The following is a 24,808-nucleotide window of genomic DNA, read 5'->3' as shown; positions in this document are numbered from 1 at the left end:
TGCGAAACGGTAGCGCCGGCCGCTGGCCGGCTGCTTCAACGGTTGGCCGTCAACCTCACACGCTGCCGATCAACGCCAGCTCGAGCGCGATCCAGCCGACGAAGGCCACCACCAGCACCGCGCCTTCGCGGCGGCTGATGGTGAGGTCACCGCGGAGCATGGGATAGAGCACCAGCACGAAGGCGATCGCCGCCGGCAGCTCCAGCTTCACGAACGATGCGGGCAGCGCCAGCGGGCGCAGGGCAGCCATGCCGCCGACCACCACCAGCAGGTTGAACAGGCTCGAGCCGATCACATGGCCCAGCACCATGTCACCCTGCCCACGCCGCGCCGCCGCGATCGCCCCCGCCACTTCGGGCAATGCGGTGCCGATCGCCACCGGCAACAGGCCAACCAGCAACGGCGACCAGCCCAGCCCGGCGCCGAACACCGGCGCGGCCTGCACAACCCAGCGCGCGCCGACATACAGGCAGAGCGCCGCGAACAGCAGCCGCAGGAGGTTCAGGAACAGCCCGGTGCGGGTCATGGCATAGCCGGCGATGGCCTCGCGCACCGGCTCGGTTTCCAACCGCGCACGGCGCAGCAGGAACACCAGCAGCCCGACGAAGGCGAGCAGCAGAACCGCCCCTTCCCAGCGCGCGATGACGCCATCCAGGCCGAACAGGATCAGCAGCAGGCTTGCCGCCGCCAGGCATACCAGCAGCGGCGAGAGCAGGCGCGCACGGACCAGCAGCGGTGCGGCCAGCGCCGCCAGCCCCAGGGTCAGGCCGACATTGACGATGTTGCTGCCCACCGCGTTGCCCAGCGCGAGTTCTTCCGCCCCGACCACGAAGGCGCGGGCGTTGACCACCAGTTCCGGCAGCGAGGTGCCGAAGGCCACCAGCAGCAACCCGGCCACGAACGGTGAGGCGCCAAAGCGCTGGGCCAGCCCGGAGGCGGCACGGACGATGCTGTCCCCGCCCAGTGCCAACAGCACCAGGCCCAGCACGAACCAAACAGTGGCAGCGATCATCTGGTGCTCCCCGGTGACGGATGTGGGCCGATTCTAGGGCCCGCCCGGCCCGAACGGTGAACGCCCGCCCCGGCACCCGGGCCAGGGCGGTAGCGGTGGCTCAGGAACAGCCTTCCACGTAGTCGACCTGCGGTGTCTTGCCAACGCGCCACGCGGTCACGTTGCCATCGCCGTTGATCTCGAAGTTGATCAGCGCACCGCCCTCGGCCGCCGGGCGCACGCGCAGGTTGTGGCCCTGCGCGTCGTACTTGTGCGGGGTCAGATCGCCGCGGTCGGGGTACAGCGTCTGCAGCTGGCCCAGCGACATGCCGACCTTGCCGCCACCGGGGGCGACGGTGCGGTCGTTGCGCACGTCATAGCGGACCAGGCGCCTGCCCTCGATCATGAAAATGACGTCCTCGGCCTGTGCGCCTTCGGGTTGCAGCGCATGGCAGTAGTCGTCGGCGACCTCGCCCTGCAGCGGTTCTTTCCAGGCCGCGCGGACCTCCTCCAGCGTACTGCCCAACGCAACGGGGCCGTAGCCGTCCAGGCGTGCCGGCCCCGCCGTTGGCGTCCCCGATGCCGCCGTGGCGGGCGCGCTGGGCGCGGTGTCCGCTGCCGGCGCAGGCACCGCTGCCTCGGCGTCGCTGGACGGGGTTTCCGGCGCGCGTCCGCACGCGGCCAAGGCGAGCACCATCCCCAGTGCCATCACGCTTCCCAGCTGTTTCATGCCTGCATCTCCCGGTGAATGGGCGCAGCCTAGCGCGTGCGCCGTGTGGGCGGCATGCACGCTGTCGTTGTCATCGGCGTTTCACCTGCCGCGTTCAGGCTCGGCCTGCACCGCATCGACCCCGCCCCCATGCAACCGCAGAAGACCGACCTTGCCCGCACCGCGCTGCAGGCCCACCGCGCTCCGCTGGACATGCGCCAGCGCCGGCTGTTGATCCTGTGCGACGGCCAGCGTGACCTGGTCCAGCTGGGCCAGCTGGTGGGCCCGGAGACCCCGGCGATGGTGATCCAGCTGATCCAGAGCGGGTATCTGGTGTCCAGTGCGGCCGCGGAGGTCGCCGTTGTCGCCCCCGCCGCGCCCGCGCCCAGCGTGATGCCGACCGCGGCGCTGGCGCCGGTGACCGAACGCCGCCGCTCGCTGGTCGCCGCGCGGATCTACCTGCTCGACATCCTGGAACTGCAGCGCCATCCGCAGGCGGCGGCGCTGTTCCACACCCTGCAGCAGGCCCGCAGCGACGATGCGGTCATGGCCGCACTGCACGCCGCGCTGGAGGCGCTGCCCGGGCTGACCTCGACCGGCTACGCCGAACGGGTGCGGCAGCGGTTGCTGGAGGTGCTGCCGACGGCGCATGCCGAGCGGTTCCAGATCGCGGCGGTTTGAGGGTAGTTACCGGATCCGGTTTCGATGAGGATATTGAATTGGACGCGGCAAGAAGCTGCGCGCAGGGTAGGAGCCCTACCCGCCAGTGAGGTTTTACTAATGTATGATTCCCAAATAACAGTTAATTGGGAGTCGATCATGGTCGAAACGATCAAACTGGCGACTGCCCGGGAACTCGCCGAATCCGGAAGCCTGCGCGAAACGACGGTGACCGCCGAAGCGGGAGGCTACGTTGTCACCTTCGCCCTGGAGAACAGCGACCGTGCGTTGGCCACCAAAGATGGGACGCCGCGCATTTTCTCTGGCGTCGCGGCGGCCGCGCGTGTCCTGGCCCGGTTGGGGATCACACGCTATCGCGTAGACGCCTCGGCGACGGCTGGCGCCGAGCCCCCGCGCCGCTCGCGACCGGATCGGGCTCGGGTGCTGAAGCAGCTGCATGAAGACTCGGCCTATCTGGAACGCATCCGTGAAGCAGTGGCTGAAGCGCGCGCGGATTCACGGCCGGCACTGTCCGGTACCGATGCGCACCTGCACATGGCGGCGCTGAAAACGCGACTCGGTGACGAGTTGCAAACGGCATTGAAGCGCCGCCCGTCCACGAAATGACGGTTGCGTGGGGCAGGCTGGCCCTTGAGGATAGAACCCAACAACTTGTTGCCGCCTTCGAGCGCGCCATGGCACTGCCGGACCCGCATCTGTTCATCGCAGCCGTAGCGCGAGACGATGCGATCGAGAACGAAGGAGAGGCCCTGGATGGCCCGGCGGTCTACCGCCTCGATGCCATCAAAGGGGCGTTCCTGTATGCAACGCGCGATGGCCGGTATCTGATCGCCTACCAACGCAACGGCAACGACGTTTACATTGACCGCGTGTTGCCTACCCGCAGGTCGGACGGCAGCTGAGCGCCCGCCTACCCCGAGAAATTCGCCTTCAAGCCCTGCCAGCAGTGCTGGTACCCGCGCTGGCGGTGCGCTGCCGCCATCGCCTGGGCGGTCGGGCGGATCACGCCGCGGGTTTCGAACATGAAGGCCATGGTGTCCTTGATCACGTCCGGTCTGCTCAGGTCGGCGGCGGAGGCCTTCTCGAAGGTCGCCGCATCCGGGCCGTGGCCGCTCATGCAGTTGTGCAGTGACGCGCCGCCCGGCACGAAGCCTTCGGCCTTGGCATCGTAGGCACCGTGGATCAGGCCCATGAACTCGCTGGCGATGTTGCGGTGGAACCACGGCGGGCGGAACGTGTTCTGCGCGACCAGCCAACGCGGCGGGAAGATCGCGAAATCCATGTTGCTGGTGCCCGCTGTATCACTGGGCGAATGCAGCACCAGGAAGATCGACGGATCGGGGTGGTCGTGGCTGATCGAGCCGATCGTGTTGAAGCGGCGCAGGTCATAGCGGTACGGCGCGTAGTTGCCGTGCCAGGCGACCACGTCCAGCGGCGAATGATCGATGTCCGCGCGCCATAGCTGGCCCTCGAACTTGGCGATCAGTTCGAACGCGCCATCGACGTTCTCGAATGCGGCGTGGGGCGTCTCGAAGTCGCGCGGATTGGCCAGGCCGTTGGACCCGATCGGGCCCAGGTCGGGCAGCTTCAGCAGGGCGCCGAAGTTCTCGCAGACGTAGCCGCGTGCATCGCCATCGGGCAGTTCGACCCGGAAGCGCACGCCACGCGGGATCACCGCGATCTGCTGCGGTTCGATCTCGATCACGCCCATTTCGGTGAGCAGGCGCAGGCGGCCGAGCTGCGGAACGATCAGCAGCTCGCCATCGGCGTTGTAGAAGTAGCGGCCCTGCATGTCGCGGTTGGCCGCATACAGGTGGATGCCCACGCCATGGTGGGCGTCGGGCGAGCCGTTGCCGCCCATCGTGTACAGCCCCTCGACGAAATCCGTGGGCGTACCCGGCAGCGGCAACGGATCCCAGCGCAGCTGGTTGGGCGAGACCGCGCCCTGCGCGAAGTCACCGTGCAGGTGCGGCTGGGCGAAGGGGGTGAACTCACCGTGGGTCACCGCGGGGCGGATGCGGTACACCCAGCTGCGGCGGTTGCTGCCGCGCGGCGCGGTGAATGCGGTGCCGGACAGCTGTTCGGCATACAGGCCATGGGCGACACGCTGCGGGGAGTTCTGCCCCACCGGCAGCGCACCGGGCACCGCCTCGGTGGCGAACTCGTTGCCGAAACCGGTCTGGTAGCCGCGCGATGACATCGGGTTGTTCATGGTCCTGCTCCGCCGGAGGCGTGGATGGCAAGGGAGTACAGCCGATGGCACCGGCGCGGACGCCGATGCCATCGTTGCAGCGTAACGCGGGCGGCTGCCGGTGCGTTACAGCGCGCGTCTTACAGCACGCCGCGCTTCATCTGGTCGCGCTCGATGCTCTCGAACAGCGCGGTGAAGTTGCCTTCGCCGAACCCTTCGTTGCCCTTGCGCTGGATGATCTCGAAGAAGATCGGGCCGATGCAGTTGGTGGTGAAGATCTGCAGCAGCTTGCGCTGCTTGGTCTCCGGATCGGCATCGATCAGGATCTTGTTCTTCGCCAGCCGGGCCACGTCTTCACCGTGGTTGGGCACGCGCATGTCGATCACGTCGAAATACGTCTCCGGCGTGTCCAGGAACTCCACGCCCTGGGCGCGCATCGCTTCCACGGTCTCGTAGATGTTCTCGGTGAAGCAGGCGATGTGCTGGATGCCCTCGCCCTTGTAGGCGTCGAGGTATTCGTTGATCTGGCTCTTCGGATCGGAGGATTCGTTGAGCGGGATGCGCACGATGCCATCCGGGGCGGTCATCGCCTTGGACACCAGGCCGGTCTTGAGGCCCTTGATGTCGAAGTAGCGGATCTCGCGGAAGTTGAACAGGCGCTCGTAGTAGTCCGACCACTGCTGCATGTTGCCGAAGTACAGGTTGTGGGTCAGGTGGTCGATGAAGGTCAGCCCGAAGCCCTTCGGGCGCGGGTCCACGCCCTCGATCGGCGCGTACTCGGTATCGAACATGCTGCCGTTGGCGCCATAACGGTCGACCAGGTACAGCATGCAGTCGCCGATGCCCTTGATGATCGGGGCGGCGACGGCGCGGGTGTCAGGCTTGAAGTCGATCGCTTCGGCGCCGTTGCCCAGGGCCATCTGGTAGACCTCGTCGCCCGGCTTCTTGAAGCGGATCGCGAAACCGCAGGCGCACGGGCCGTGCTTCTCGGCGAAATCCGAGGCGAACGAGTCCGGCTCTTCATTGACCAGGAAGTTCACGTCGCCCTGGCGATAGACTGTGATCGCACGCTGCTTGTGGCGCAGCACGGCGGTGAAGCCCATCTTGCGGAAATAGTCGTGCAGTTCGGCGCCACGGCCGGCCGGGGCGGCGAACTCGACGAACTCGAACCCATCGATGCCCATCGGGTTTTCGAAGGTGGTGACCTGCATGCCCGGATCGGGTGCGTAGGACGCGGTGCTCGTTTGGCTGGTCATGCTGTGGCTCCAAAGCAGTCCGCATCGGAAAAAACCAGGTGCGGTAGGAAGGCAGACCCGCGAGAATGCGGAGTCCGGAACGTAGGTTATAGTTTCACATGAAACCACCATCAAGGTGCACCGCAACATGAGCCCGCCCGATCCCAGCAGTCACAGCATCCGCGCGTCGCACGCCCTGCTCGATCTGGAGCAGTTCCTGCCGTACCGGCTGAGCGTTCTGTCCAACCGTGTCAGCGGCAACATCGCCAAGCTGTATGGGGACCGTTATGGGCTGGCGATCCCCGAGTGGCGGGTGATCACGGTCTTGGCGCTGTACCCGGGCTCGTCGGCCAGCGAGGTGTCCGATCGCACCGCGATGGACAAGGTCGCGGTCAGCCGCGCCGTGGCCAGACTGCTCGAACGGGGCTTCATCAAGCGTGAAACCCATGGCGACGACCGGCGCCGCTCGGTGCTGGCGCTGTCGGCGGCCGGTTTCGAGGTGTACGAAACCATCGCCCCGCTGGTGATCGACATCACCCGCAAGCTGATGTCCGTGCTCAGCGAGGAAGAAGAACAGATGCTGGAAACGCTGATCCTGCGCCTGGCCGGCGAAGGCCTGCAGCGGATGGACGAGTAGCGCCTCAGCTCAGGTGTTTGCGCCGCGCATGCACCCAGGGCGCGGCCAGGGCGCCGATGGCACCGCCGGCGAACCCCAGCGAGGCCGCCACGGCGGCCGCTTCGATCGCCCCCGGCAAGGCCAGCGCGGCCACCACCAGCAACAGGGATGGCAGACCGATGAAGGTCGCCATGAAGTAGCGCCAGCGCGGTGACCAGGTGCCGACCTGGAGCAGGCTGACCGGCATCCAGGCTTCGCCGGAGGCGTCCTGGGCAACCTTGGCGGCCACCTTGCCCAGGTCCGCTTCGACCGGGCCCTTGCCACCACGCGCGGCGGCCAGCATCGCGGCCACCTCATCGACCGCCGGGAAGCTGGTCGGCCAGCTCTGCGGGGGGGTGACCCCATAGGCGGTCAGCAGCGGCACGCTGAGCCACGGCGCCAGCAGCGGGCGCACCTTGCGGCGATCCAGCACGCACCAGAGCTGCGTCACCCCGTGCGCGGTCACGCTGTACAGCGCCAGCTGCGCCGGCGCCGGGTACGGCAGCAGGTGCACGCGCGCGGCCATGCTGTCGTAGCCCATCGCACGCAGGAAGCCCGCGCGGGTACGCCCCTCGTGTGCCCAGGCCAGGCCGAGCGCCCCGACCAGATACACCTCGGCAGGATCCTTCGTACCGGCACTGGCGCGATCGTCGCTGGCCAGGAAGAACGCCAGCGATTTGGGTTCTTCGACGTCGTGCTGGTCCCAGCGGCCGGCATCACCGAGTACATGCTTGAGCGGCACGCGCGCCGGGGCGGTTTCGTCCTTGCTGGCGTTGTGCAGGAACGGGACCACGCTCAGCACGAAGCCCTGCAGGTCCACCCCGCGCAGGCCGCTACCCTGCCACTCGGCCGGGATCAGGCCGGTCAGGCTGCCCTGGCGTGCCAGCGCGTCCAGCTGCGCCTTCTGCTCGACCAGTTTCTGCACCGCGGCCTTGAGCAGCACGTTGCCGGGCACGGAGACCATCGGCAGGCGGTAGCGGATCGCACCCGGCGCCGGCGTCCCGCCCTCGCCATCGAGCGCATCCGGCGCGGTCTGGTCGTCCAGCAGCACATCGACCGACGGCAGGCTCACGCCGGCCGGCGCATCGAGGGAAACATCGGTGGGGGTGTCACTGGTGCCCGGCTGCATGCGTCCAATTCCGTCGGTTGCCCGCCACGAACAGCGCGGCATGAGGTCCTTGGAGGTAGCGGCAGGGTGGCCGACAAATTGAGCGCAAAAAAAAGGTTCTTCACCCAACTCCGGGGAAGGCCGCCCGGATCTTCAGGAAGAAGTACGCGTCATCTCGGTATCCGTAGGCAACGCGCTTGATGACCTTGATCTTGTTGTTGATGCCTTCCACCAGGTTCGTCCCGAGCGGCCATCGGCAGTGGGCCAGGATGCCCGGGAGATAAGGCTGCAGACGGCGGACAAAGATGCGCAGCGGCTCCAGCCCGCTTCGCAGGGCGCGATGCTTCCATGACCGCCAGGCCTTCTCCGCCCAGCTCTGGCTTCGGTAGCGCCACAGCTGCTTCAGGTCGTCTTTGAGCAGATAAGTGGTCAGCAGGGCTTTGTTGGCGGCCAGCAGCTCCTCGAGTTGGACGCGCTGCTCGGCCGGGACGTTTTGCCGGTTGCGCAGCAGGAGCCAGCGCGAGGTCTTCACCACCCGTCGCGCGGGCTTGTCGGTGCGTAGGCGATTGGCCTCGTCCACCCGCACCCGATCAATGACTTCGCGCCCGTACTTGGCCACGACATGGAAGAGGTCGTAGACCACTTCAGCATTGGGGCACTGGGCTTTGACCTCCACATCAAAGGCCGAATTCATGTCCATTGCTACGGCTTGGATGCGTTCGCAACCGACCCTGCCGAGTAGTTCAAAGAAGGGACGGATGTCAGCGCGGCTGCGTCCTCGGCCGACCCAGAGCACGCGCTTGCGCGATGGCTCGACGACCACGGTGGCGTAGCGATGCCCCTTCTGGATCGCAAACTCGTCCATCGCGATCACGCGTACGTCCGATAGGTCCACTGGGCCCAGCGTCTGCATCAGATGCCTGAAATCAAGCGCTTTGACCGTCTTCCAGTCCAGACCATGCCACTTTGCGGTGGCATGGATCGAGGTGGTGGCGCACATGCGTGCCACGCTCTGCGCAAGCCGTTGCGTTACCCGGGCATGCCGCTCCAGCCAATCCAAGTGCTCCAGTTTCGGCCCGCAGCGAGGGCAGGCCAGCCGCTGCCGCTGGACTTCCAACTCCACCGGCTCGTCGAACACGGGCAAGTCACGGATGCGCCGGAGCGTCTGGTCGTGGATGGCCACGACCCACTTGCCGCAGCCACTGCAGCGTCGTCGGCGGCGTGAATCAGGCAACAGCGAAAGCACCAGCCACGTGGCTCCGCCACGTGCCTCGCGGCGCCATCCATCCAGGCGATACCCCGCCCAGCCTCCCAGCAACGGCATACAATCCAGCTTGGCCACGGCCGGCCTCGGTTTGTTTTCTCGACAACTACAAATCTAGCTGGTCGGCCGTGCGCCTTCTCCCCTCAGATGGGAGAAGAACCAAAAAAAAGGCCGCGGAATCCGCGGCCTCTTCGATCACGACGCCTTCGGTGGCGCCCATTGCTTCATGAAGGCGAAGAAGCGGCCACGGTCGTAGCCCTTTTTCTGCCCCTTGTCCGCTTCCAGCTCGCCGGTGAACTGCGAGTGCAGCAGCGTGCCGTCGGCGTCGAGCACGAACAGGTGCGGGTAGCCCTTCACTGCCGGGAACTGCGACAGGAACGCCGCGTTCTCGTTTTCTTCGCTGTAGTTGACCTTCATCCAGACGTAGTTGGCATCGCGGAAGCTGCGGATCTCCGCATCGCCTTCGATGAACCCGTCCATCAGATGGCACCACGGGCACCACTCGCCGCCCACATCCAGGATGATCCGCTTGCCACCGCGCTGGGCCTCGACTTTGGCCGTGGCCAGATCGGCGACCGGATCACGCGCAGGATCGAACTGGGCGTTGAGCGCCGCGATCGCGGCGATGTCCGCCGCGGCCGGGGTGTTGCCCGAGGCCACCGGTGCGCCGGGATCGGCGACCGGGGTTTTCTGCTCGGAGGTGTCCAGCGGCTGCGCAGGCGCAGCGGTGGGCGCCGACGACGGTGAACAGGCGGCCAGCAGGCCGGCCGCGATCATCGACATTGCCGCTGCTTTCATGCGCATCGCGGTCCTCACTTGACGCCGTGCATCAGCTTGTTGATCAGCGGGGCGACCAGGAACAGCACCACGCCGGAAATGATCAACGCCCAGAAGCCGAAGGTGTAACCCTTCAGGGCCGATTCCACGGTCATGCCGCCTTCGCCGCTGACCACGCCGGCGAAGATGCCGGACATGTTGTTGCCGATGCCGGTGGACAGGAACCAGCCGCCCATGCCGAAGCCGACCAGGCGCACCGGGGCCAGCTTGGTCACCATCGACAGACCGATCGGCGACAGGCACAGCTCACCGATGGACTGGATGACGTAGACCATGAACAGCGTCCAGAACGGAATCTTGCCGTCCACGACCATGCTCGACAGCGCCACCATCAGCAGCGCGAACGCCGCACCGTTGAACAGCAGGCCCAGGCCGAACTTGCGCGGGATCGACGGGTTGGCGCGGCCCAGCTTGATCCAGATCCAGGCAATGATCGGGGCCAGGGTGATGATCGCCACCGAGTTGACCGACTGGAACCAGGCGGTCGGGAATTCCCAGCCGCCCAGGTTGCGGTTGACGATGTTGTCGGCCAGGAAGGTGAACGAGCTGCCGGCCTGTTCGAAGAACATCCAGAACATCACGTTGAAGGTGAAGATGATCAGCATCGCGATCACACGGTCACGCTGGACCTTGCCTTCGCGGATGCCTTCGACCAGCAGCAGGATCGCCAGCGCGATGAACATCACACCCAGGATCCAGGCCAGCGCGGTGGCGCCGGTGGAGAGCAGGAAGAAGGCCACCGGGATCGCCACGATCGCGCCGATGAACACCATCACGATGCGGCCGTAGCCTTCGGCACCGGCCGGCGGGGCGCCAATGCCCTTCAGGCCGGCACGGCCGACGTAGAACCAGGCCAGGCTGATCAGCATGCCGATGCCCGAGGCGATGAAGACCATCTTGTAGGACGGCATCGCCTGCGTGCCGAACACGCGCTCGGCCAGGTACTGGGTCAGCACCGGGGCGATCATCGCGCCGATGTTGATGCCCATGTAGAAGATGGTGAAGCCCGAGTCGCGGCGCTCATCCTTCAGGCCGTACAGCTTGCCGACCATGGTCGAGATGTTGGGCTTGAACAGGCCGTTGCCGATGATGATCGTGGCCAGGCCCAGCTCGAAGATTTCCTTGTTGGGCATCGCGACCATGAACAGGCCGGCAGCCATGATCACCGCGCCGGTCAGGATGGAACGCTGGTAGCCCAGCACCCGGTCGGCGACGTAGCCACCGAAGATGGCGGCGGCGTAGACCAGCGCCAGGTAGGCGCCGTAGGTCCGGCTGGCCGCGGCCTGGCCGGCCGAATCACCGTCGAAGAACTGCGCGACGATGTACAGCACCAGGGCCCAGCGGATCCCGTAGAACGCGAAGCGTTCCCAGAATTCGGTCATGAACAGCATCCACAACGGGCGCGGATGGCCCAGCGTGGTCTTGAACTCCGGCAGCGCCGGATCGGGAACGGATTTCGCGGCGGCGTCTACGCTCATGCGGGATTCCTGGGTTCGGTGGAAGACATGCACGTCCGATGTGCGAAAGCAGCGCGGGAGAATCCCAGACCAACCACGTTCACGTCAAATACACGCTGATGTGTACCGCTGGCAGCATGGTCGCTGAACTTGCATCTGCAACTTCCGGCCAGAGACCGGCAGCGCAGCAACGGCGGGGCCTGCCGCACCCTACGGCGGATGGGGCAGGTAAATATGAATAGGCTTATTGCGGCCGATGCCCGATCAGGCGTCCGGCGGCATCGGGTCGTCGTTGCGGATCGTGGTGCGCACCTGGAACAGCTCCGGGAAGAAGGTCAGCTCCAGCGCCTGGCGCAGGAAGCCGACCCCGCTGGACCCGCCGGTGCCGCGCTTGAACCCGATCACCCGCATCACTGTGCGCATGTGGCGGAAGCGCCACAGCTGGAAGGCGGTCTCCAGATCGACCAGGTCCTCGCACAGCGAATACTCCCGCCAGAAGCGGTCGGTATTCTGGTAGATCCGCTCGAACACCGGGTGCAGGGCGTCGTCGGCCACGTGCGGCTGCTGCCAGTCGCGGCCCTGGTAGCCGGCCGGGACCGGGTGGCCGAAGCGGGCCAGGTAGCGCAGGAACTCCTCATACAGGCTGGGGGCATCAAGCACCTCCTGCAGCTGGGCCTGGCCGGCCGGGTCGTGCGAGAACACCTGCAGCATCTGCGCGTTCTTGTTGCCCAGCAGGAACTCGATGTAACGGTACTGCAGCGACTGGAAGCCCGAGGACGGGCCCAGCACATCGCGGAAGCCCATGTACTCCGAAGGCGTCAGCGTTTCCAGCACCGACCACTGCTCGGTGAGCTGGCGCAGCACCTGCTTGCTGCGCGCCAGCACCTTGCGGCACTGCCAGACCTCGTCGCGCTGCAGGAACCCGATCGCCGCGCGCAGTTCGTGCGCCAGCAGCTTCAGCCACAGCTCCGAAGTCTGGTGCTGGATGATGAACAGCATTTCGTCATGGTGCGGCGGGTTGGACAGCGGCTGCTGGGCCGACAGCAGCTGATCCAGGCGCAGGTAGCCGCCGTAGGTCAGCCGCCCCTCCAGATCGGTGTGGATACCAGCTTCGAGATCGCGTTGGTTCTTGTCGACGGACATGGCAGGGACCGCTAAAGGGGCTGAAAGGGTAGCGCAGTGACCGGGTCGCCGCGCATCCGGCCGTCAGCGGCTCACCGCTCCGCCAGGTCGGCCGAACCCACGATCCTGACGCCGGGCGTGGGCACCAACGCCGCCTCGACCAGCGCGGCGGCGATGTTCCCGGCCGGATTGATCCGCCAGGCGCGCGGCAGCACCGGGCCGAGCACGCCGAGCACCACGCTGGCCAGATGCTCGCCGGTACGCCGTTCGGCACGCTCACCGCAGATCAGCCCGGGCCGGACCAGGGTCAGCGAGGGGTAGCCCAGCGCCCGCAGGTCCTGCTCCAACCGTCCTTTGACCTGGTTATAGAAGATCCGCGAGCCCGGGTCGGCGCCCATCGCCGAGTTCAATGCGAAGGCATGCGCACCGTGGGCACGCGCGAGCCGCGCCACGGCCAGCGGGAAATCATGGTCGACCCGTGCGAAGGCCTCCTTGCTGCCGGCCTGCTTGATCGTGGTGCCAAGCGCACAGATCACGGCATCCACCGCCCACCAGTCGGCCCCGGCCGGCAGCTGCGCGAAGTCCACCACCGGGTTGAGCAGCGCTGCATCCGTGGTCTTCAGCGCGCGGCGGGTCGGGGCGATCACCGCATCGCAACGCGGGTCATCCAGCAGTTGCCGCAGCACATGGCCCCCGACCAGTCCGGTCGCGCCTACCAGCATCACCTTCATCGCACGCTCCTGCGGTCAGATTGCCTACCATCGTGGCATATCGGGCGTAGCGGGCCCCGCGTTCAAGCCGGCGTGCCGCGCGCCGATACTGTTGCCACCTCCCCTCGCCCCGGCGCCCCTCGCCGGTCACTGCCAAGGACCTGCCGCATGACGGACCCGCACGACGCTTCCCCCCGCCCCGGCACCGCCGTCGGGCGGCTGCTGTCGCGGCGACAGAGCGTGGGCACCGGGGTGGAGACCGCCAGCGAGCCGGCGCCCGGGCCCAAAGGCGGCAGCAGCGCGATGCTGCAGCGGCTGTTCGCCGGCATCGATGCGCCCGAGCCGCTGCTGGCCGCGTTCGCCAATGGCATGTCCACCCTGCCCGGCGAGCTGGGCGACATGGGCCTGCGCCTGCAGTCGGCGCAGCGCAGCGCGGACTGGGTGAGCTATGGCCGCGCGATGCGCCAGCTGATCGACAAGTACATCCGCACCATCGAGCAGGAAACGCCCGACGGCCAGCCTGACAGCCTGCGCCTGCGCGAGCTGCTGCGGCACACCGTCGGGGTGACCGTGGCCAGCCTGCTGCAGAACATGCCCGAGCTGCGCGAGGAGCCGGTGCAGCTGGCCGGTGAACTGCGCCACTGGCATCCTGGCCAGCCGCTGCAGCCGATCGAACAGCGGCTGCGCGAGCTCTCGCACCAGATCGGCGTGCGCAGCGACGGCTGGCAGGAGCAGCAGGAGCTGCTGCTGAGTCTGTTCGATCTGCTGTTGGACAACATCAGCGAGCTGCTGGATGACAGCAGCTGGCTGCACGGCCAGGTCCACGCGGTGCGCTCACTGATTGGCGGCCCGCTGGATCGCGATTCGGTCGAACAGGCGCGCGCCAACCTGCGCGAGGTGATCTACAAGCAGGGGCTGCTCAAGCAGGGCATCGTCGAATCCAAGGCGGCGATGAAGAACGTCATGGGTGGCTTCATCGAGCGCCTGGACGGCATGGCGGTGAGCACCGGCGAGTACCACGACCGGATCAGCAGCTACGCGCTGGCCCTGAAGGAAGCGCGCAGCATCGCCGACCTCAACCAGCTGCTGCAGGATGTGCTGCAGGACACCGGGCGCGTGCAGGACCAGGCGCTGCAGGCGCGCGACCACCTGGGCAATGCACGCCGCGAAGTGGAACAGGCCGAACAGCGCATCGCCGAACTGGAGCAGGAGCTGCGCGAGGTGTCCGGCTTGATCCGTACCGACCCGCTGACTGGCGCGCTCAACCGGCGCGGTCTGGACGAGCTGCTGGAGCGCGAGCTGGCGCGCGCCGCACGCCACGGCCATCCACTGGCGCTGGCGCTGCTCGACCTGGACGATTTCCACCAGACCAACACCCTGCACGGCCATGCCGGTGGCGATGCGGTACTCCGCCACCTGGTGAGCGTCTGCCAGCTGCACCTGCGCAGCAGCGATGCCATCGCCCGGCTCGGTGGCGACGAGTTCGTCCTGCTGCTGCCGGAAACCCCGGCGGCCGACAGCATGTCCACCCTGCTGCGGCTGCAGCGCTCGTTGGCACAGCGGCCGCTGCCGCTGGACGAACAGCGCGTGCCGGTGCATTTCAGTGCCGGGCTGGCGCAGTGGCAGCCGGGCGAGCCGGCCGAGGCGCTGCTGCGGCGCGCCGATGCGTCGCTGTATGCGGCCAAGCGGGTCGGCAAGAACCGGGTACTGGCGGCCGAGCCGCCGCGCTGAGCCTGCGCCTGTGATATTCGGCGCAGCGGCGCGAATCATCCGGGTATGGACATGACACTGCCCGCCACCGACACCGATCTGCGCCCGCGCTTCGCCGCGCTGCTGGAGCAGCACCGCGGCATCGTGCTGAAGGTGGCGCGCGGCTATTGCCCGCAGCACGAGGACCGGCTCGATCTGGTCCAGGAGATCAGCGTGCAGGCCTGGGCGGCCTTCGAGGCGTTCGACCCGGCGCGGGCGCGTTTCTCGACCTGGCTGTACCGGGTGGCGCTCAACGTGGCGATCTCGCAATGGCGCCGGCAGCAGCATCGGCAGCGCCACCACGCCGCGCTGGACGACGACCTGCCCGCCGCCGACGAAAGCGCGCCGCCCGAGCAGCGTCACGCGCTGCACCAACTGGAGGTCGCCATCCACGCGCTGCCGCCGCTGGATCGTGCGCTGATGCTGCTGCACCTGGACGATCACGACCATCGGCAGATCGCCGAAGTGCTGGGCATCAGCGTCGCCAATGTCTCTACCCGCCTGCACCGCCTGCGCCAGCAGCTGCGCACGCGCCTGAACCCCACCGACTGAGAACCCCGCCATGCAACCGGATGACCTCAAGCAGCTGTGGAACAGCACCAGCCAGCACGCGGATGCGCAGGAGACCTTCGCGCTGGAGGCGTGGCGCAGCCATCGGCACCGGGCGGTGCAGCGCCAACTCGGGCTCTTCAGCCTCTGGCAGGGGCTGCAGCTGGTGGCCTGGCTGGCATTGGCGGTGTACTGCGGGAGCCAGTGGTGGCAGCAACCGCCGCTGGCGGTGATGCTCAGCGCGATGGCGCTGCACGCCTATTGCATCGCGGTGATCATCGCCAGCATCACCCGCCTGCATCGCCGCCGGCAGCTGGAGCCGACACACACGGTGGTGGAGCAATCGCAGCAGCTGGCCGCGCTTGCCCGGCACACCGCATTGACCGAGCTGCTGCTCGGCCTGCCGTGGTGCTGGCTGTGGCTGGCGGTGCCGGTCCTGGTGGCCTGGCAGGCCTGGGGGGTGGACCTGGGGGCCTTGGCCGCACCGTGGCTGCTGGCCTCGCTGGCGGCGGGGGCGCTGGCCATGCTGGCCGCGGTGCTCCTTGCCCGCCGCTGGGTGCAGCACGCACCGGCGTCGCCGTGGCTGCAGCGCGCAATCGACGCGCTGTCCGGGCGCCGGCTGGCCCGCGCCCGCGCCGAGCTGGACGCCCTGAGCGGCTGGACGCCGACCTGAACCGGCCGGCCGTCAGTGCGCGGGCTTGGACCCGCGCAGCTTCTGGAACCCGGTCACCGCTGCCAGCACCACCGCACCGATCACCACGCCGACGATCACGTTGCCCAGCGCATTGATCAACCAGCCCCAGCTGCCGTCACCGCCCATCTCCAGGATGGCGTGGTGCAGCGGTTCGATGCTGTGCACCAGAATGCCGCCGCCGACCAGGAACATCGCCGCGGTGCCGGCCACCGAGAGGAACTTCATCAGCCACGGTGCAGCCACCAGCAGGCCCCGGCCCACTGCGGCCAGCGCCGCGCCCTTGCGCGACAGGTACAGGCCCAGGTCGTCCAGCTTGACGATGCCGGCGACCAGACCGTAGACGAACACCGTCATCGCCAGGGCGATCACCACCAGCGCGCTGACCTGGTTGAGGAACGGTGCACTGGAGACCACGCCCAGCGACAGTACGATGATCTCCGCCGACAGAATGAAATCGGTGCGGATCGCGCCCTTCACCTTGTCCTTCTCCCACGCGACCATGTCCACCTTCTCGTCGGCCAGGGCCTTGGCCCGCTCGGCCTTGCGCTGCTCATCCTCGTCGCGCGAATGCAGGAAGCGGTGCGCCAGCTTCTCCACGCCCTCGTAGCAGAGGAACGCGCCGCCGATCATCATCAGCGGGGTGATCGCCCAGGGCAGCCAGGCGCTGATCGCCAGCGCGGCCGGCACCAGGATCGCCTTGTTCACCAGCGAGCCCTTGGCGACGGCCCAGACCACCGGCAGCTCGCGGTTGGCACTGACCCCGGTCACCTGCTGGGCGTTCAGCGCGAGGTCGTCGCCGAGCACGCCGGCGGTTTTCTTGGCCGCGACCTTGGTCAGCACCGACACATCGTCCAGCAGGGACGCAATGTCATCGAGCAACGCGAACAGACTGGCACCGGCCATGGTGGATCCAAAGGAGGAAGCGGGAGCGCCGATTCTGACCGATCCGACCCCTGTCGCGGTAGCCGGAGCGGATTCACCAGTCCACCACTGCGGCCCGGCCACACTGCCGGTGATCGTCGCCCCGGAGTCCTGCTTGAACACCACGCCCGTCCTTCCCGGTTCGCCGTCGCTGGTCAAGGGCATGAACCGCCGCAGCCAGATCCTGCGCCTGCTGTTGCGCTACCGTAATTCCGGCGTATTTTCCGGCATGAACCTGGACGCAGGCGCGGTCCACGATGTGCCACCGGAAGGCAACCCGGAACAGTTCGTCACCGACCTGGAATCGCTGGGGCCGACCTTCGTCAAGCTGGGCCAGATGCTCTCCACCCGCCCGGACATGGTGCCGGTGGAGTTCGCCACGGCCCTGGAGCGCATGCAGGAGAACGTTGCGCCGATCCCGGTCGAGCGCGTCGCGGCGATCATCGAAAAGGAACTGGGCGCGTCGGTGTCCAAGCTGTTTGCCAGCTTCGACCCGGTGCCACTGGGCTGCGCCTCGATCGCCCAGGTGCACCGCGCCGAGCTTCACGATGGCCGCCAGGTGGCGGTCAAGGTGCAGAAGCCGGAGGTCGCCGCCCAGCTGCGCTCGGATCTGGACGTGCTGCGCAGCTTTGCGCTGGCCGCCGACCATCTCACCCAGGTCGGACGCCGCGTGCGCCTGCGCGACTGGCTCAATGAATTCGCCAAGACCCTGATGCAGGAGCTGGACTACCAGGCCGAGGCCGAGAACCTGCAGCGCTTCGGCCAGCATCTCAAGCCGTTCAAGCCGCTGTGGGTGCCACAGCCGATCTGGGACTACTGCAGCCACCGCGTGCTGACCATGGAGCTGGCGCAGGGCGTGCGCGTGGACATGATCCCCGATGTGCGCCGTACCGAGCAGCCGATGGCTCCGCTCGCTGCCGCGCTGATCCGCGGCTATGTCGACCAGATCTTCGTGCATGGCGAGATCCACGCCGATCCGCATCCCGGCAATCTGCGCGTCACCCCGGCCGGTCGCCTGGCGATCTTCGACCTGGGCATGGTCGCGCACATGCCGCCGCGCCTGCGCGAGCGCCTGCTCAAACTGTTGTTCGCCGCGGTGGATGGGCGCGGTGAGGAAGTCGCCGATGAAATCATCGGCATCAGCACGCGGCTGGAGTTCTTCGACGAAGAACGCTATCTGCGCGAGACCGGGCAGATCATCGCGCGCTATGCCGCCAACAGCAGCTTCTCCGAAGGCCGCGTGGTGCTGGACCTGGTGCGCATTGCCACCGCCAGCGGCCTGCGCACCCCGCCGGAGCTGAGCCTGCTGGGCAAGGCACTGTTGAATCTGGAAACCGTGTGCCGGCTGCTGTCGCCGGACCTGGATACCCGGCGCATCGTGGAGAAACAGCTGCAGCACGTGATGCGCGCGCGCCTGAAGAAATCGCTGTCGGCCGCCAACCTCGCCAGCGAGGCGATGGAGATGCAGCAGTTGCTGCGCGACGGGCCACGCAAGATGACCGACATCCTCGCGCTGTTGGCCGAGAACCGCCTGCAGATGAAGGTCACCGGGCTGGAAGAATCCCGCCTGATGGAGAACCTGCAGAAGATCGCCAACCGCGTCTCTGCCGGCATCGTCACCGCGGCGCTGATACTGGCCGCCGCGATGATGATGAAGGTCGATACCGGATGGCATCTGTTCGGCTATCCCGCCATCGCGTTCACCTTGATGTTGATCGGTGTCTTCCTCGGATTGGGCATCATCCTCAGTGCGCTGATCTTCGATCGTCGTGCGCGCTCCAAGGAAGAACGCGGGCATCGTTGACGCGCTCACCACGCGCGTCACGCATTCAGACAACCGGTAAAACACACCGCGGAACGCGCGATGCAATGCAGCATCATGCGTACGTCTTCACGCCTGTTTTACGTCGCATCTCGCAATGCGATGCGTGAATACCGCTGTCGTTTTCAACAAACATTTCAGTCAGGTTCGTGCAGGCATGATCGGGTCATCGGCTTGTCATGCATGTGTGGCTGGGACAGCCGGTCGGATGGGACATACGTCGTCATGACGTCCATCACCACCTGTCTCCACTGCCAAAAGTGCTTATGCTCTGGATTCTGCTGCTGTCACTGTTGCTGCTCACCTGGCTGTTCCTCGCATCTGACAAGTGGGTGTGGTGGAAGGCAAGCCTGATGTCATTGCTGCTGCTGACCCTCAGTGCGTGGTGGTTGATCAACAAGTTGTCAGGTGATGGCCTCAATGCTGCCACCCTGTACCACCTTGGCGCAGACATGGAAGGCGCCGGCATCGCCGACTTCAAGCACTACATCGCCGGCTTCATCGCACTGGCGCTGGTCTCGCTCACCCCCTTGCTGCTGGCACGCCTGCGTCGCCGGCACCGCCCCGCACACGGCAAGGCAGTCTTCGCCGGCTTCCTGGCGATGTGGTTCGTCGCGATCGTGGTCAGCCCGCTGTACAGCGATGGCCAGCGCCTGTACCAGCAGATGCGCCCGGTCGACTACAGCATGGTCAAGGCCGAGTACCGCGTGCCGCAGCAGCCGCTGACCAAGCCGCGCAACATCGTGTGGATCTACGGCGAAAGCCTGGAGCGCACCTATCTCAATGAAACCACCTTCCCCGACCTGATGCCCAACATCAACCGGCTGGCCGCGCAGTCGCTGGACGTGCGTGGGCTGGTCTCGGCCGAAGGCGGTGGCTGGACCATCGCCGGCCTGGTCTCCTCGATGTGCGGCGTGCCGTTGACCACCGCCAAGGAAGATGAGAACAGCATGGGGCGCATGGGCAGCTTCCTGCCCGAAGCGGTCTGCCTGGGCGACTACCTCAAGCAGCAGGGCTACACCAACCACTATCTGGGCGGCGCCAACGGCCAGTTCGCGGGCAAGGGCCAGTTCCTGGCCACGCACGGCTTCGATACCGTCGATGATCTGGCCTGGTTCAAGACGCAGAAGATCACGCGCGCGCATTTCTCGCCGTGGGGCGTGCATGATGACGTGCTGCTGGACAAGGCGTACGACCGCTTCGTGCAGCTCTCGCGCAAGGGCGACCCGTTCATGCTCACCACGCTGACCATGGACACCCATCATCCCGCAGGTCACCTGCCCGTGGCCTGCAAAGGCACCCGTTACCAGAGCGAGCACGGCAACATCGGCATGCTCAACGCACTCAAGTGCACCGACGGGCTGATCGCCAAACTGGTCGATCGTATCCAGGCCAGTCCGTACGGCGAAGACACGTTGATCGTGATCGCCTCCGATCACCTGGCCATGCCCAACGATCTCAGCCACATCCTGGCCAAGCAGGATCGCGAGAATCTGTTGCTGTTCCTGGGCAAGGACATCGCTCCGCGCCAGCTGACCGCGCCGGCCGGCTCGACGCTGGACTCGGGCGCCACGCTGCTGAGCCTGATCGACCCGGCCATCGATTCGATCGGCTTCGGCCGCTCGCTGCTGCATCCGGAGCGTTCGGACAGTGCCAGCGCCGCGGTGTTCCGCGACAACGGCAAGGACTACCCGCGCTACCTCGCGTTCTCGCGCTCGCTGTGGCTGGGCGACAAGACCCGCCAGCTGCGCATCGATGACGACAACCAGGTGGTGATCGGCCTGCAGCACGTGCAGCCCCCAGTGCTGCTGGAGTACGACAAGCATTGGGATCTGAAGTCGGTGTATCTGGAGAACACGTCCAAGCAGTTCGATCTGGCCGACCCGTCCAATACCCTGGCCTACGTGGATCGCTGCACTGCGTTCGAGGATGGCTCGGCCGATGGCGACTGGTGCGCGATGCTGGTCAACCAGGACAAGGGCATCAAGCTCTTCCGTGATGACCAGCTGCGCGGTGGCGTGGCGGTGGATGGCCCGCTGGACCCGTTCAACGGCCCGCGCCCGAGCATCCGCCAGGCGCACATGATCACGCAGAAGGGCCGCCGCACCCGCGCCGGCCAGTACATGGTGCAGCTGGTGACCAAGCAGTCGCCGGACCGTGGATTCTGGATCGAAGCCGTCTCCTCGCAGCGCAAGGTGGTGGTGGCCCAGCAGTGGGTGCAGCCCGATGCCGAAGGCCGCATCAACCTGAGCTTCGGCCTGGACCACGAGGTGGATGATCTGGAAGTGCGCGCCTGGTTGAACCACGCCGAGAAGCTGGCCGTGGATACCTTCGCGCTGGTGCCGTCGCGCCGCGGCAACCGCGGCTGATCCGGCCCTCCCCCGGGCATCCGGGGCGGTCCGTCGTTCGTATCGGGTCCGCTGTCCGTAGCAGGTCTGCTGGTCGTATCGGTAGTGCCGGCCGCTGGCCGGCTCCCGGTTCTCTCTGCATCGTGCAGCTGCCGGCCAGCGGCCGGCACTACCTGGATAAGGGCGCTGCCGGCCGGTGCTAACTCTATCAGCGCGCTGCCGGCCAGCGGCCGGCACTACCTGGATCGCGGCACTACCCGGATCAGGACGCTGCCCGCCAACAGCCGGTACCTACCGGCCTTGTTATGCGTCGGGGTCCGGCGTTGCCGCCGGGTCACGTACCAGATGGATATCCGTCGGTGCGGACAACGCGATCCCGGCGGCGGCAAACTTCTGCAGCATCGTGAAATACAGCTCGCTGCGTGCGCCGTACACCGCACGCGGACCCGAGACGTAGGCGAAACTGTTGATCGTGATCTGCCCATTGGCGATCGAATCGATGAACACCGACGGTGCCGGGTCACTCAGCACGCCCGGGTGATCGGTGTATGCATCCAGCAGGATCTGCCGCAGCGCGGCCACGTCGGTGTTCAACGGCACCGAGAACTGGATCTGGATCCGGCCCTGCGCGTTGCCCATCGTCATGTTGCGGATGGTCTTGGTGATCAGCTCGGAGTTGGGCACGATCAAGGTGGATTTGTCGCCGACCTGGATCTCGGTCGAACGCACGCTGATCCGCTTGATATCCCCTTCCTGGTCGCCCAGCTTGACCCAGTCGCCTATCTTGACCGGCCGCTCGGCCAGCAGGATCAAGCCCGAGACGAAGTTCTGGGTGATCGCCTGCAGGCCGAAGCCGATACCCACCGACAGCGCACTGACCACCAGGGCCAGCTTCTCGAAGCCGATGCCCAGCGCGGTCAGGCCCCACAGCACTGCGGCGATGATGCCGAGATAGCGGGTGACGGTGCTGATCGAGTTGCGTGCACCGGCGTCCAGTTCGGTCTTGGGCAGGTAGGTGTCGCTCAGCCAGCGCTGGAACGCCTGCATCACCGCCCAGACCACCAGGAACACCAGCACCGCGTACATCACACTGCTCGGCCGGAGCGTGGTCTCGCCGATCTTCAGCCCACCGGACAGCGAATCCAATCCCCCGAGGAAGGCGTTGAGGTTGCCGAACGGTGCGGCCAGCGCCAGCAGACCGAGCACGATCACGCCCACGCGCAGCACCGCCGAGAGCAGTACGCCGGCCTGCTCCACCCGCGATTCGCTGAGCCCGGTGGTCAATACAATGGTCTGCCCGGCACGGCTGCTGGGCGCGAGTGCCCAGGTGGCCAGGTCATCGGCGAACTTGAGCAGCAGCGAGACGGCCATCAGCACCACCGCGCCCCAGACCAGTTGCTGGGCCACGAACAGCGCGAAGTTGAGATAGCCCAGCAGCGTGGCGATCACCGCCGCTGCCACGGCGATGTGGCCGGCCAGGCGCGCGAGCACGATCCAACCGCTGCGGCGGGGCGCGCCGCGTACCTTGCCATCGCCACCGGCGCGGGGATCGGCACGCGCTTCGGCTTCGGCAGCTTCAGCCGCCTGGCGGTTGTGCATGCGCGCCAGCGAAACCAGGATCGCGATGATCAACGCCATGTACGTGAGCGCGATCAGCCCATCCACGGCCACCGTGGTGACTTCGCTGGTACGTGCCGCGCGGTCCAGGGCGACCAGCATGATGCTCAGCCAGGTCAGGCCGGCCGCGCCCCAGGCGTACTTGCGCAGGCGCCAGGCCGCGCTGTCATCCAGCGACAGCAGCCGCCACGACGGCCGCTTGGGCACCAGCAGGCAGGCACTGAGCGCGGCGATGAAGGCGGCCATGAAGGTGGCCACTTCGAAGGTCTGGGCCACCGACTGCAGGCGCGGCGGGATCGCGCCGATCGCATCCAGTGACTCGACCAGTGCCACCGCGGCCAGGCCGGGCAGCAGCGTGCCGACCAGCAGCAGCCACACCGCCAGCCCGGAGCGACGCAGGCGGCCATCCGGCGCGCGCTCGGAGGCAGCGAAGCGCCGGCCCAGCGCGCGCAGCCACAGCCGCAGCGGGAAGAACATCACCAGCGCCACGACAAGGCCGATCAGCGGCGCGGTCCAGCCGTGCCGGGCGATCGCCTTGCGCGCGGCGTCCACGCCCATGTGGTACAGGATCGCCAAGCGATCCACATCCCCCGGCACATCCTTGGCGAAGCTGCGCCACAGCGCCGGCGACAACGGCGAGGCGACCTTGCGGGTCAGCTGTTCGCTGAACTGGGTGACCCGCATCTTCTCGATCCGCTCGCCGAGCTGCTTGGCGTCCACCGAAAGCAGCTTGGCGCGGGCGATCTGCGCGTTGATGTCGGCCTTCTGCTGGTTCAGTGCCTTGCGCTGCCGGCTGACCTCCGGTGGCTCGACGGTACCTTCGGCCACCTCGCCCAGCTGCGACAGGCGCGCGTCCACCTGCTTGAGCTGCGGGTCCAGTGCACTCTGCAGGCCGTCCGCATCGCGCTGGACGGCCAGCGCGCGGTCGGACAACGCCTTGAGGGTCTCGGTGGTGGCCGCATCCTCCAGGTCGTCATTGATCGACCGGAAGGTTTTTTCGGCCTGGGCCAGCTGCTTGGCAGGGTCCGGATCCGGGTCGCCGGCCTGGGCCAGCGCGATCGGCGCGGCGCCGAGCCAGGCGAACAACAGCAGCCACGACAACGACCGCACCACAAACGAAGAATGACGAAGCGACACGCCAGCACCAACGGTTCGCGCGGACCACCGCGCCTGCCCGCGACTATAAACCGGGCCCCGTTCAGAACAGGTATGCGGCCCTCAGTACTTCAGGCGGAGCTCTTCGACCTGCGGCTGCAGGCGCGCGTACCAGTCCTGGAACTCTTCTTCGGTGATCTCCTCCGGCGCGTAGACCGCGATCTCGTCCCAGGCATGATCGGTCGGCAGCGGCTGCCGCGGCCCGGCACGCAGGGTATAGGTCACGCCCTCATGGTCGAGCACGTCGTCGGCGGTCTCCCGCTGCTGGCGGGCAAAGCCGGTTTCGCTCTTGAGCAGAATCACCTGGTACATCCGCATCTCCATCGCTGTTGAAAGAAGCGCTCATGGCGCCCCTGCCCAGCATAGCGCCGCCCACGCGGCCGGAGCATGACGCATCGACAACGCAGCGTTCTCGACGCCGTACTCGCCCCGGCTTCACCCGGCCGTGGCAGCAGGCCCGGCATCGTGGGATCGCATTCCCACCAGCCGTTGCCCATGACCACACATCCCGACCTGAAGACCGTTCCCGACCTCAAGCTGCCGCGTTACCTGGGCACCTGGTACGAGATCGCCCGCCTGCCCATGAAGCACGAGCCGGAAGGCTGCACCGATGTGTCCGCGCATTACAGCCTGAAGGACAACGGCCATGTCGCCGTGGTCAACCGCTGCCGCATGGGCAACGAGATCGAGGAAGCCGACGGTGAGGCCTGCCCGGTCGATAACGACACCGCGCGGCTGGAGGTCAGCTTCCTGCCCAAGGGCCTGCGCTGGCTGCCCTTCACCAAGGGCGACTACTGGGTGATCCAGATCGCGCCGGACTACAGTGTATCGCTGGTCGGCAGCCCGGACCGCAAGTACCTGTGGCTGCTCTCACGTACCCCCACGCTCGATCGCACCACGCAGGAGCATTATCTGGCGCAGGCGCGGCTGCAGGGCTTCGACCTGTCCGAGCTGATCCAGACCCCGCACACCGGCCATCCCACCGCCTGAGGC

The 24,808-nt window shown here is 67.0% G+C and carries 22 protein-coding genes and 1 pseudogene; 10 read left to right on the top strand and 13 right to left on the bottom strand.

The window, feature by feature from the left end; translation table 11 throughout:
* Positions 1–55: 55 nt before the first annotated feature.
* Entirely contained in the window at positions 56–1,012 is a 957-nt protein-coding gene (locus POS15_RS19095; RefSeq protein WP_284128678.1) for a sodium:calcium antiporter, read from the bottom strand.
* A gap of 100 nt (positions 1,013–1,112) precedes the next feature.
* Positions 1,113–1,694 (bottom strand): hypothetical protein, encoded by a 582-nt coding sequence (locus POS15_RS19090; RefSeq protein WP_284129669.1) that lies wholly within the window; start codon positions 1,692–1,694, stop codon positions 1,113–1,115.
* A 156-nt stretch (positions 1,695–1,850) separates the two neighbouring features.
* Between POS15_RS19090 and POS15_RS19085 the strand changes: the two genes are divergently transcribed.
* The 3 genes from POS15_RS19085 to POS15_RS19075 all read left to right on the top strand — a co-directional run bounded on the left by POS15_RS19085 (position 1,851) and on the right by POS15_RS19075 (position 3,283).
* The gene (locus POS15_RS19085) at positions 1,851–2,381 is read left to right on the top strand and encodes a hypothetical protein (protein ID WP_284129668.1); all 531 of its coding nucleotides are present in this window, start codon (positions 1,851–1,853) and stop codon (positions 2,379–2,381) included.
* A gap of 138 nt (positions 2,382–2,519) precedes the next feature.
* Positions 2,520–2,987, top strand: coding sequence for a hypothetical protein (locus POS15_RS19080; protein WP_284128677.1), 468 nt, complete (start codon positions 2,520–2,522; stop codon positions 2,985–2,987).
* 68 nt (positions 2,988–3,055) lie between these two features.
* A complete protein-coding gene (locus tag POS15_RS19075; RefSeq protein WP_019185286.1) occupies positions 3,056–3,283 on the top strand; it encodes a hypothetical protein in 228 nt (75 codons plus the stop codon).
* 8 nt (positions 3,284–3,291) lie between these two features.
* On the opposite strand, the gene hmgA is transcribed toward POS15_RS19075, so the two are convergent.
* Entirely contained in the window at positions 3,292–4,593 is a 1,302-nt protein-coding gene (gene hmgA / locus POS15_RS19070; protein ID WP_019185285.1) for a homogentisate 1,2-dioxygenase, read from the bottom strand.
* 119 nt (positions 4,594–4,712) lie between these two features.
* Complete coding sequence (gene hppD / locus POS15_RS19065) at positions 4,713–5,828, bottom strand: 4-hydroxyphenylpyruvate dioxygenase (protein ID WP_019185284.1); 1,116 nt, start codon at positions 5,826–5,828, stop codon at positions 4,713–4,715.
* A 127-nt stretch (positions 5,829–5,955) separates the two neighbouring features.
* Between hppD and POS15_RS19060 the strand changes: the two genes are divergently transcribed.
* Complete coding sequence (locus tag POS15_RS19060; protein WP_026070113.1) at positions 5,956–6,444, top strand: MarR family winged helix-turn-helix transcriptional regulator; 489 nt, start codon at positions 5,956–5,958, stop codon at positions 6,442–6,444.
* Between the two features lie 4 nt (positions 6,445–6,448).
* On the opposite strand, the gene POS15_RS19055 is transcribed toward POS15_RS19060, so the two are convergent.
* From POS15_RS19055 to POS15_RS19030, 6 genes are all read right to left on the bottom strand, one after another.
* The gene (locus POS15_RS19055; protein ID WP_019185282.1) at positions 6,449–7,591 is read right to left on the bottom strand and encodes a hypothetical protein; all 1,143 of its coding nucleotides are present in this window, start codon (positions 7,589–7,591) and stop codon (positions 6,449–6,451) included.
* 100 nt (positions 7,592–7,691) lie between these two features.
* Positions 7,692–8,912: an ISL3 family transposase gene (locus POS15_RS19050; RefSeq protein ID WP_284128102.1), complete on the bottom strand. Its 1,221-nt coding sequence runs from the start codon at positions 8,910–8,912 to the stop codon at positions 7,692–7,694.
* 117 nt (positions 8,913–9,029) lie between these two features.
* Positions 9,030–9,638, bottom strand: a complete 609-nt coding sequence (locus POS15_RS19045; protein WP_284128676.1) for a thioredoxin family protein — start codon at positions 9,636–9,638, stop codon at positions 9,030–9,032.
* 8 nt (positions 9,639–9,646) lie between these two features.
* Complete coding sequence (locus tag POS15_RS19040) at positions 9,647–11,149, bottom strand: peptide MFS transporter (protein ID WP_046273049.1); 1,503 nt, start codon at positions 11,147–11,149, stop codon at positions 9,647–9,649.
* 243 nt (positions 11,150–11,392) lie between these two features.
* Entirely contained in the window at positions 11,393–12,271 is an 879-nt protein-coding gene (locus POS15_RS19035) for a tryptophan 2,3-dioxygenase family protein (RefSeq protein ID WP_019185279.1), read from the bottom strand.
* A gap of 71 nt (positions 12,272–12,342) precedes the next feature.
* Positions 12,343–12,981 (bottom strand): NAD-dependent dehydratase, encoded by a 639-nt coding sequence (locus POS15_RS19030; protein ID WP_284128675.1) that lies wholly within the window; start codon positions 12,979–12,981, stop codon positions 12,343–12,345.
* A 147-nt stretch (positions 12,982–13,128) separates the two neighbouring features.
* On the opposite strand from POS15_RS19030, the gene POS15_RS19025 reads away from it, so the two are divergent.
* From POS15_RS19025 to POS15_RS19015, 3 genes are read left to right on the top strand one after another with little or no spacing between them, the layout of a single operon-like run.
* Positions 13,129–14,691, top strand: coding sequence for a GGDEF domain-containing protein (locus tag POS15_RS19025; RefSeq protein WP_019185277.1), 1,563 nt, complete (start codon positions 13,129–13,131; stop codon positions 14,689–14,691).
* A gap of 57 nt (positions 14,692–14,748) precedes the next feature.
* The gene (locus tag POS15_RS19020) at positions 14,749–15,261 is read left to right on the top strand and encodes a sigma-70 family RNA polymerase sigma factor (RefSeq protein WP_046273067.1); all 513 of its coding nucleotides are present in this window, start codon (positions 14,749–14,751) and stop codon (positions 15,259–15,261) included.
* Positions 15,262–15,271: 10 nt separating this feature from the next.
* The gene (locus POS15_RS19015) at positions 15,272–15,931 is read left to right on the top strand and encodes a hypothetical protein (protein ID WP_284128674.1); all 660 of its coding nucleotides are present in this window, start codon (positions 15,272–15,274) and stop codon (positions 15,929–15,931) included.
* Between the two features lie 12 nt (positions 15,932–15,943).
* Here POS15_RS19015 and POS15_RS19010 read toward each other — a convergent pair whose 3' ends face one another.
* Complete coding sequence (locus tag POS15_RS19010; RefSeq protein WP_070472385.1) at positions 15,944–16,855, bottom strand: DUF808 domain-containing protein; 912 nt, start codon at positions 16,853–16,855, stop codon at positions 15,944–15,946.
* Between the two features lie 166 nt (positions 16,856–17,021).
* Here POS15_RS19010 and POS15_RS19005 point away from each other — a divergent pair.
* Both POS15_RS19005 and POS15_RS19000 read left to right on the top strand, forming a co-directional pair.
* Positions 17,022–18,677 (top strand): annotated as a pseudogene (locus POS15_RS19005) (AarF/UbiB family protein); the annotation flags it as partial.
* A 284-nt stretch (positions 18,678–18,961) separates the two neighbouring features.
* On the top strand, positions 18,962–21,064 hold the full coding sequence (locus tag POS15_RS19000; protein WP_284128673.1) for a phosphoglycerol transferase I: 2,103 nt from the start codon (positions 18,962–18,964) through the stop codon (positions 21,062–21,064).
* A gap of 282 nt (positions 21,065–21,346) precedes the next feature.
* On the opposite strand, the gene POS15_RS18995 is transcribed toward POS15_RS19000, so the two are convergent.
* On the bottom strand, positions 21,347–23,761 hold the full coding sequence (locus tag POS15_RS18995; RefSeq protein WP_284128672.1) for a DUF3772 domain-containing protein: 2,415 nt from the start codon (positions 23,759–23,761) through the stop codon (positions 21,347–21,349).
* Positions 23,762–23,878: 117 nt separating this feature from the next.
* Positions 23,879–24,127: a hypothetical protein gene (locus POS15_RS18990; protein WP_026070111.1), complete on the bottom strand. Its 249-nt coding sequence runs from the start codon at positions 24,125–24,127 to the stop codon at positions 23,879–23,881.
* Between the two features lie 183 nt (positions 24,128–24,310).
* Here POS15_RS18990 and POS15_RS18985 point away from each other — a divergent pair, with 183 nt between their 5' ends.
* Positions 24,311–24,805: a lipocalin family protein gene (locus tag POS15_RS18985; RefSeq protein WP_046273045.1), complete on the top strand. Its 495-nt coding sequence runs from the start codon at positions 24,311–24,313 to the stop codon at positions 24,803–24,805.
* Positions 24,806–24,808 lie beyond the last annotated feature (3 nt).

The sequence above is a fragment of the Stenotrophomonas sp. BIO128-Bstrain genome, from assembly GCF_030128875.1.
GTDB classification, from domain to species: Bacteria; Pseudomonadota; Gammaproteobacteria; order Xanthomonadales; family Xanthomonadaceae; genus Stenotrophomonas; species Stenotrophomonas bentonitica_A.
Note: the sequence above shows the minus strand (reverse complement) of the source record. Positions and strands in the feature narration are given on the sequence as shown.

Excerpts from the sequence above, each read along its gene's own strand:
- POS15_RS19010 (WP_070472385.1), bottom strand. The coding sequence starts at position 16,855 with ATGGCCGGTGCCAGTCTGTTCGCGTTGCTCGATGACATTGCGTCCCTG.
- POS15_RS19075 (WP_019185286.1), top strand. The coding sequence starts at position 3,056 with ATGGCACTGCCGGACCCGCATCTGTTCATCGCAGCCGTAGCGCGAGAC.
- POS15_RS19025 (WP_019185277.1), top strand. The coding sequence starts at position 13,129 with ATGACGGACCCGCACGACGCTTCCCCCCGCCCCGGCACCGCCGTCGGG.
- POS15_RS19035 (WP_019185279.1), bottom strand. The coding sequence starts at position 12,271 with ATGTCCGTCGACAAGAACCAACGCGATCTCGAAGCTGGTATCCACACC.
- hppD (WP_019185284.1), bottom strand. The coding sequence starts at position 5,828 with ATGACCAGCCAAACGAGCACCGCGTCCTACGCACCCGATCCGGGCATG.
- POS15_RS19040 (WP_046273049.1), bottom strand. The coding sequence starts at position 11,149 with ATGAGCGTAGACGCCGCCGCGAAATCCGTTCCCGATCCGGCGCTGCCG.
- hmgA (WP_019185285.1), bottom strand. The coding sequence starts at position 4,593 with ATGAACAACCCGATGTCATCGCGCGGCTACCAGACCGGTTTCGGCAAC.
- POS15_RS19030 (WP_284128675.1), bottom strand. The coding sequence starts at position 12,981 with ATGAAGGTGATGCTGGTAGGCGCGACCGGACTGGTCGGGGGCCATGTG.
- POS15_RS19055 (WP_019185282.1), bottom strand. The coding sequence starts at position 7,591 with ATGCAGCCGGGCACCAGTGACACCCCCACCGATGTTTCCCTCGATGCG.
- POS15_RS19000 (WP_284128673.1), top strand. The coding sequence starts at position 18,962 with ATGCTCTGGATTCTGCTGCTGTCACTGTTGCTGCTCACCTGGCTGTTC.
- POS15_RS18990 (WP_026070111.1), bottom strand. The coding sequence starts at position 24,127 with ATGTACCAGGTGATTCTGCTCAAGAGCGAAACCGGCTTTGCCCGCCAG.
- POS15_RS19060 (WP_026070113.1), top strand. The coding sequence starts at position 5,956 with ATGAGCCCGCCCGATCCCAGCAGTCACAGCATCCGCGCGTCGCACGCC.
- POS15_RS19080 (WP_284128677.1), top strand. The coding sequence starts at position 2,520 with ATGGTCGAAACGATCAAACTGGCGACTGCCCGGGAACTCGCCGAATCC.
- POS15_RS19085 (WP_284129668.1), top strand. The coding sequence starts at position 1,851 with ATGCAACCGCAGAAGACCGACCTTGCCCGCACCGCGCTGCAGGCCCAC.
- POS15_RS19015 (WP_284128674.1), top strand. The coding sequence starts at position 15,272 with ATGCAACCGGATGACCTCAAGCAGCTGTGGAACAGCACCAGCCAGCAC.
- POS15_RS19095 (WP_284128678.1), bottom strand. The coding sequence starts at position 1,012 with ATGATCGCTGCCACTGTTTGGTTCGTGCTGGGCCTGGTGCTGTTGGCA.
- POS15_RS19045 (WP_284128676.1), bottom strand. The coding sequence starts at position 9,638 with ATGCGCATGAAAGCAGCGGCAATGTCGATGATCGCGGCCGGCCTGCTG.
- POS15_RS18985 (WP_046273045.1), top strand. The coding sequence starts at position 24,311 with ATGACCACACATCCCGACCTGAAGACCGTTCCCGACCTCAAGCTGCCG.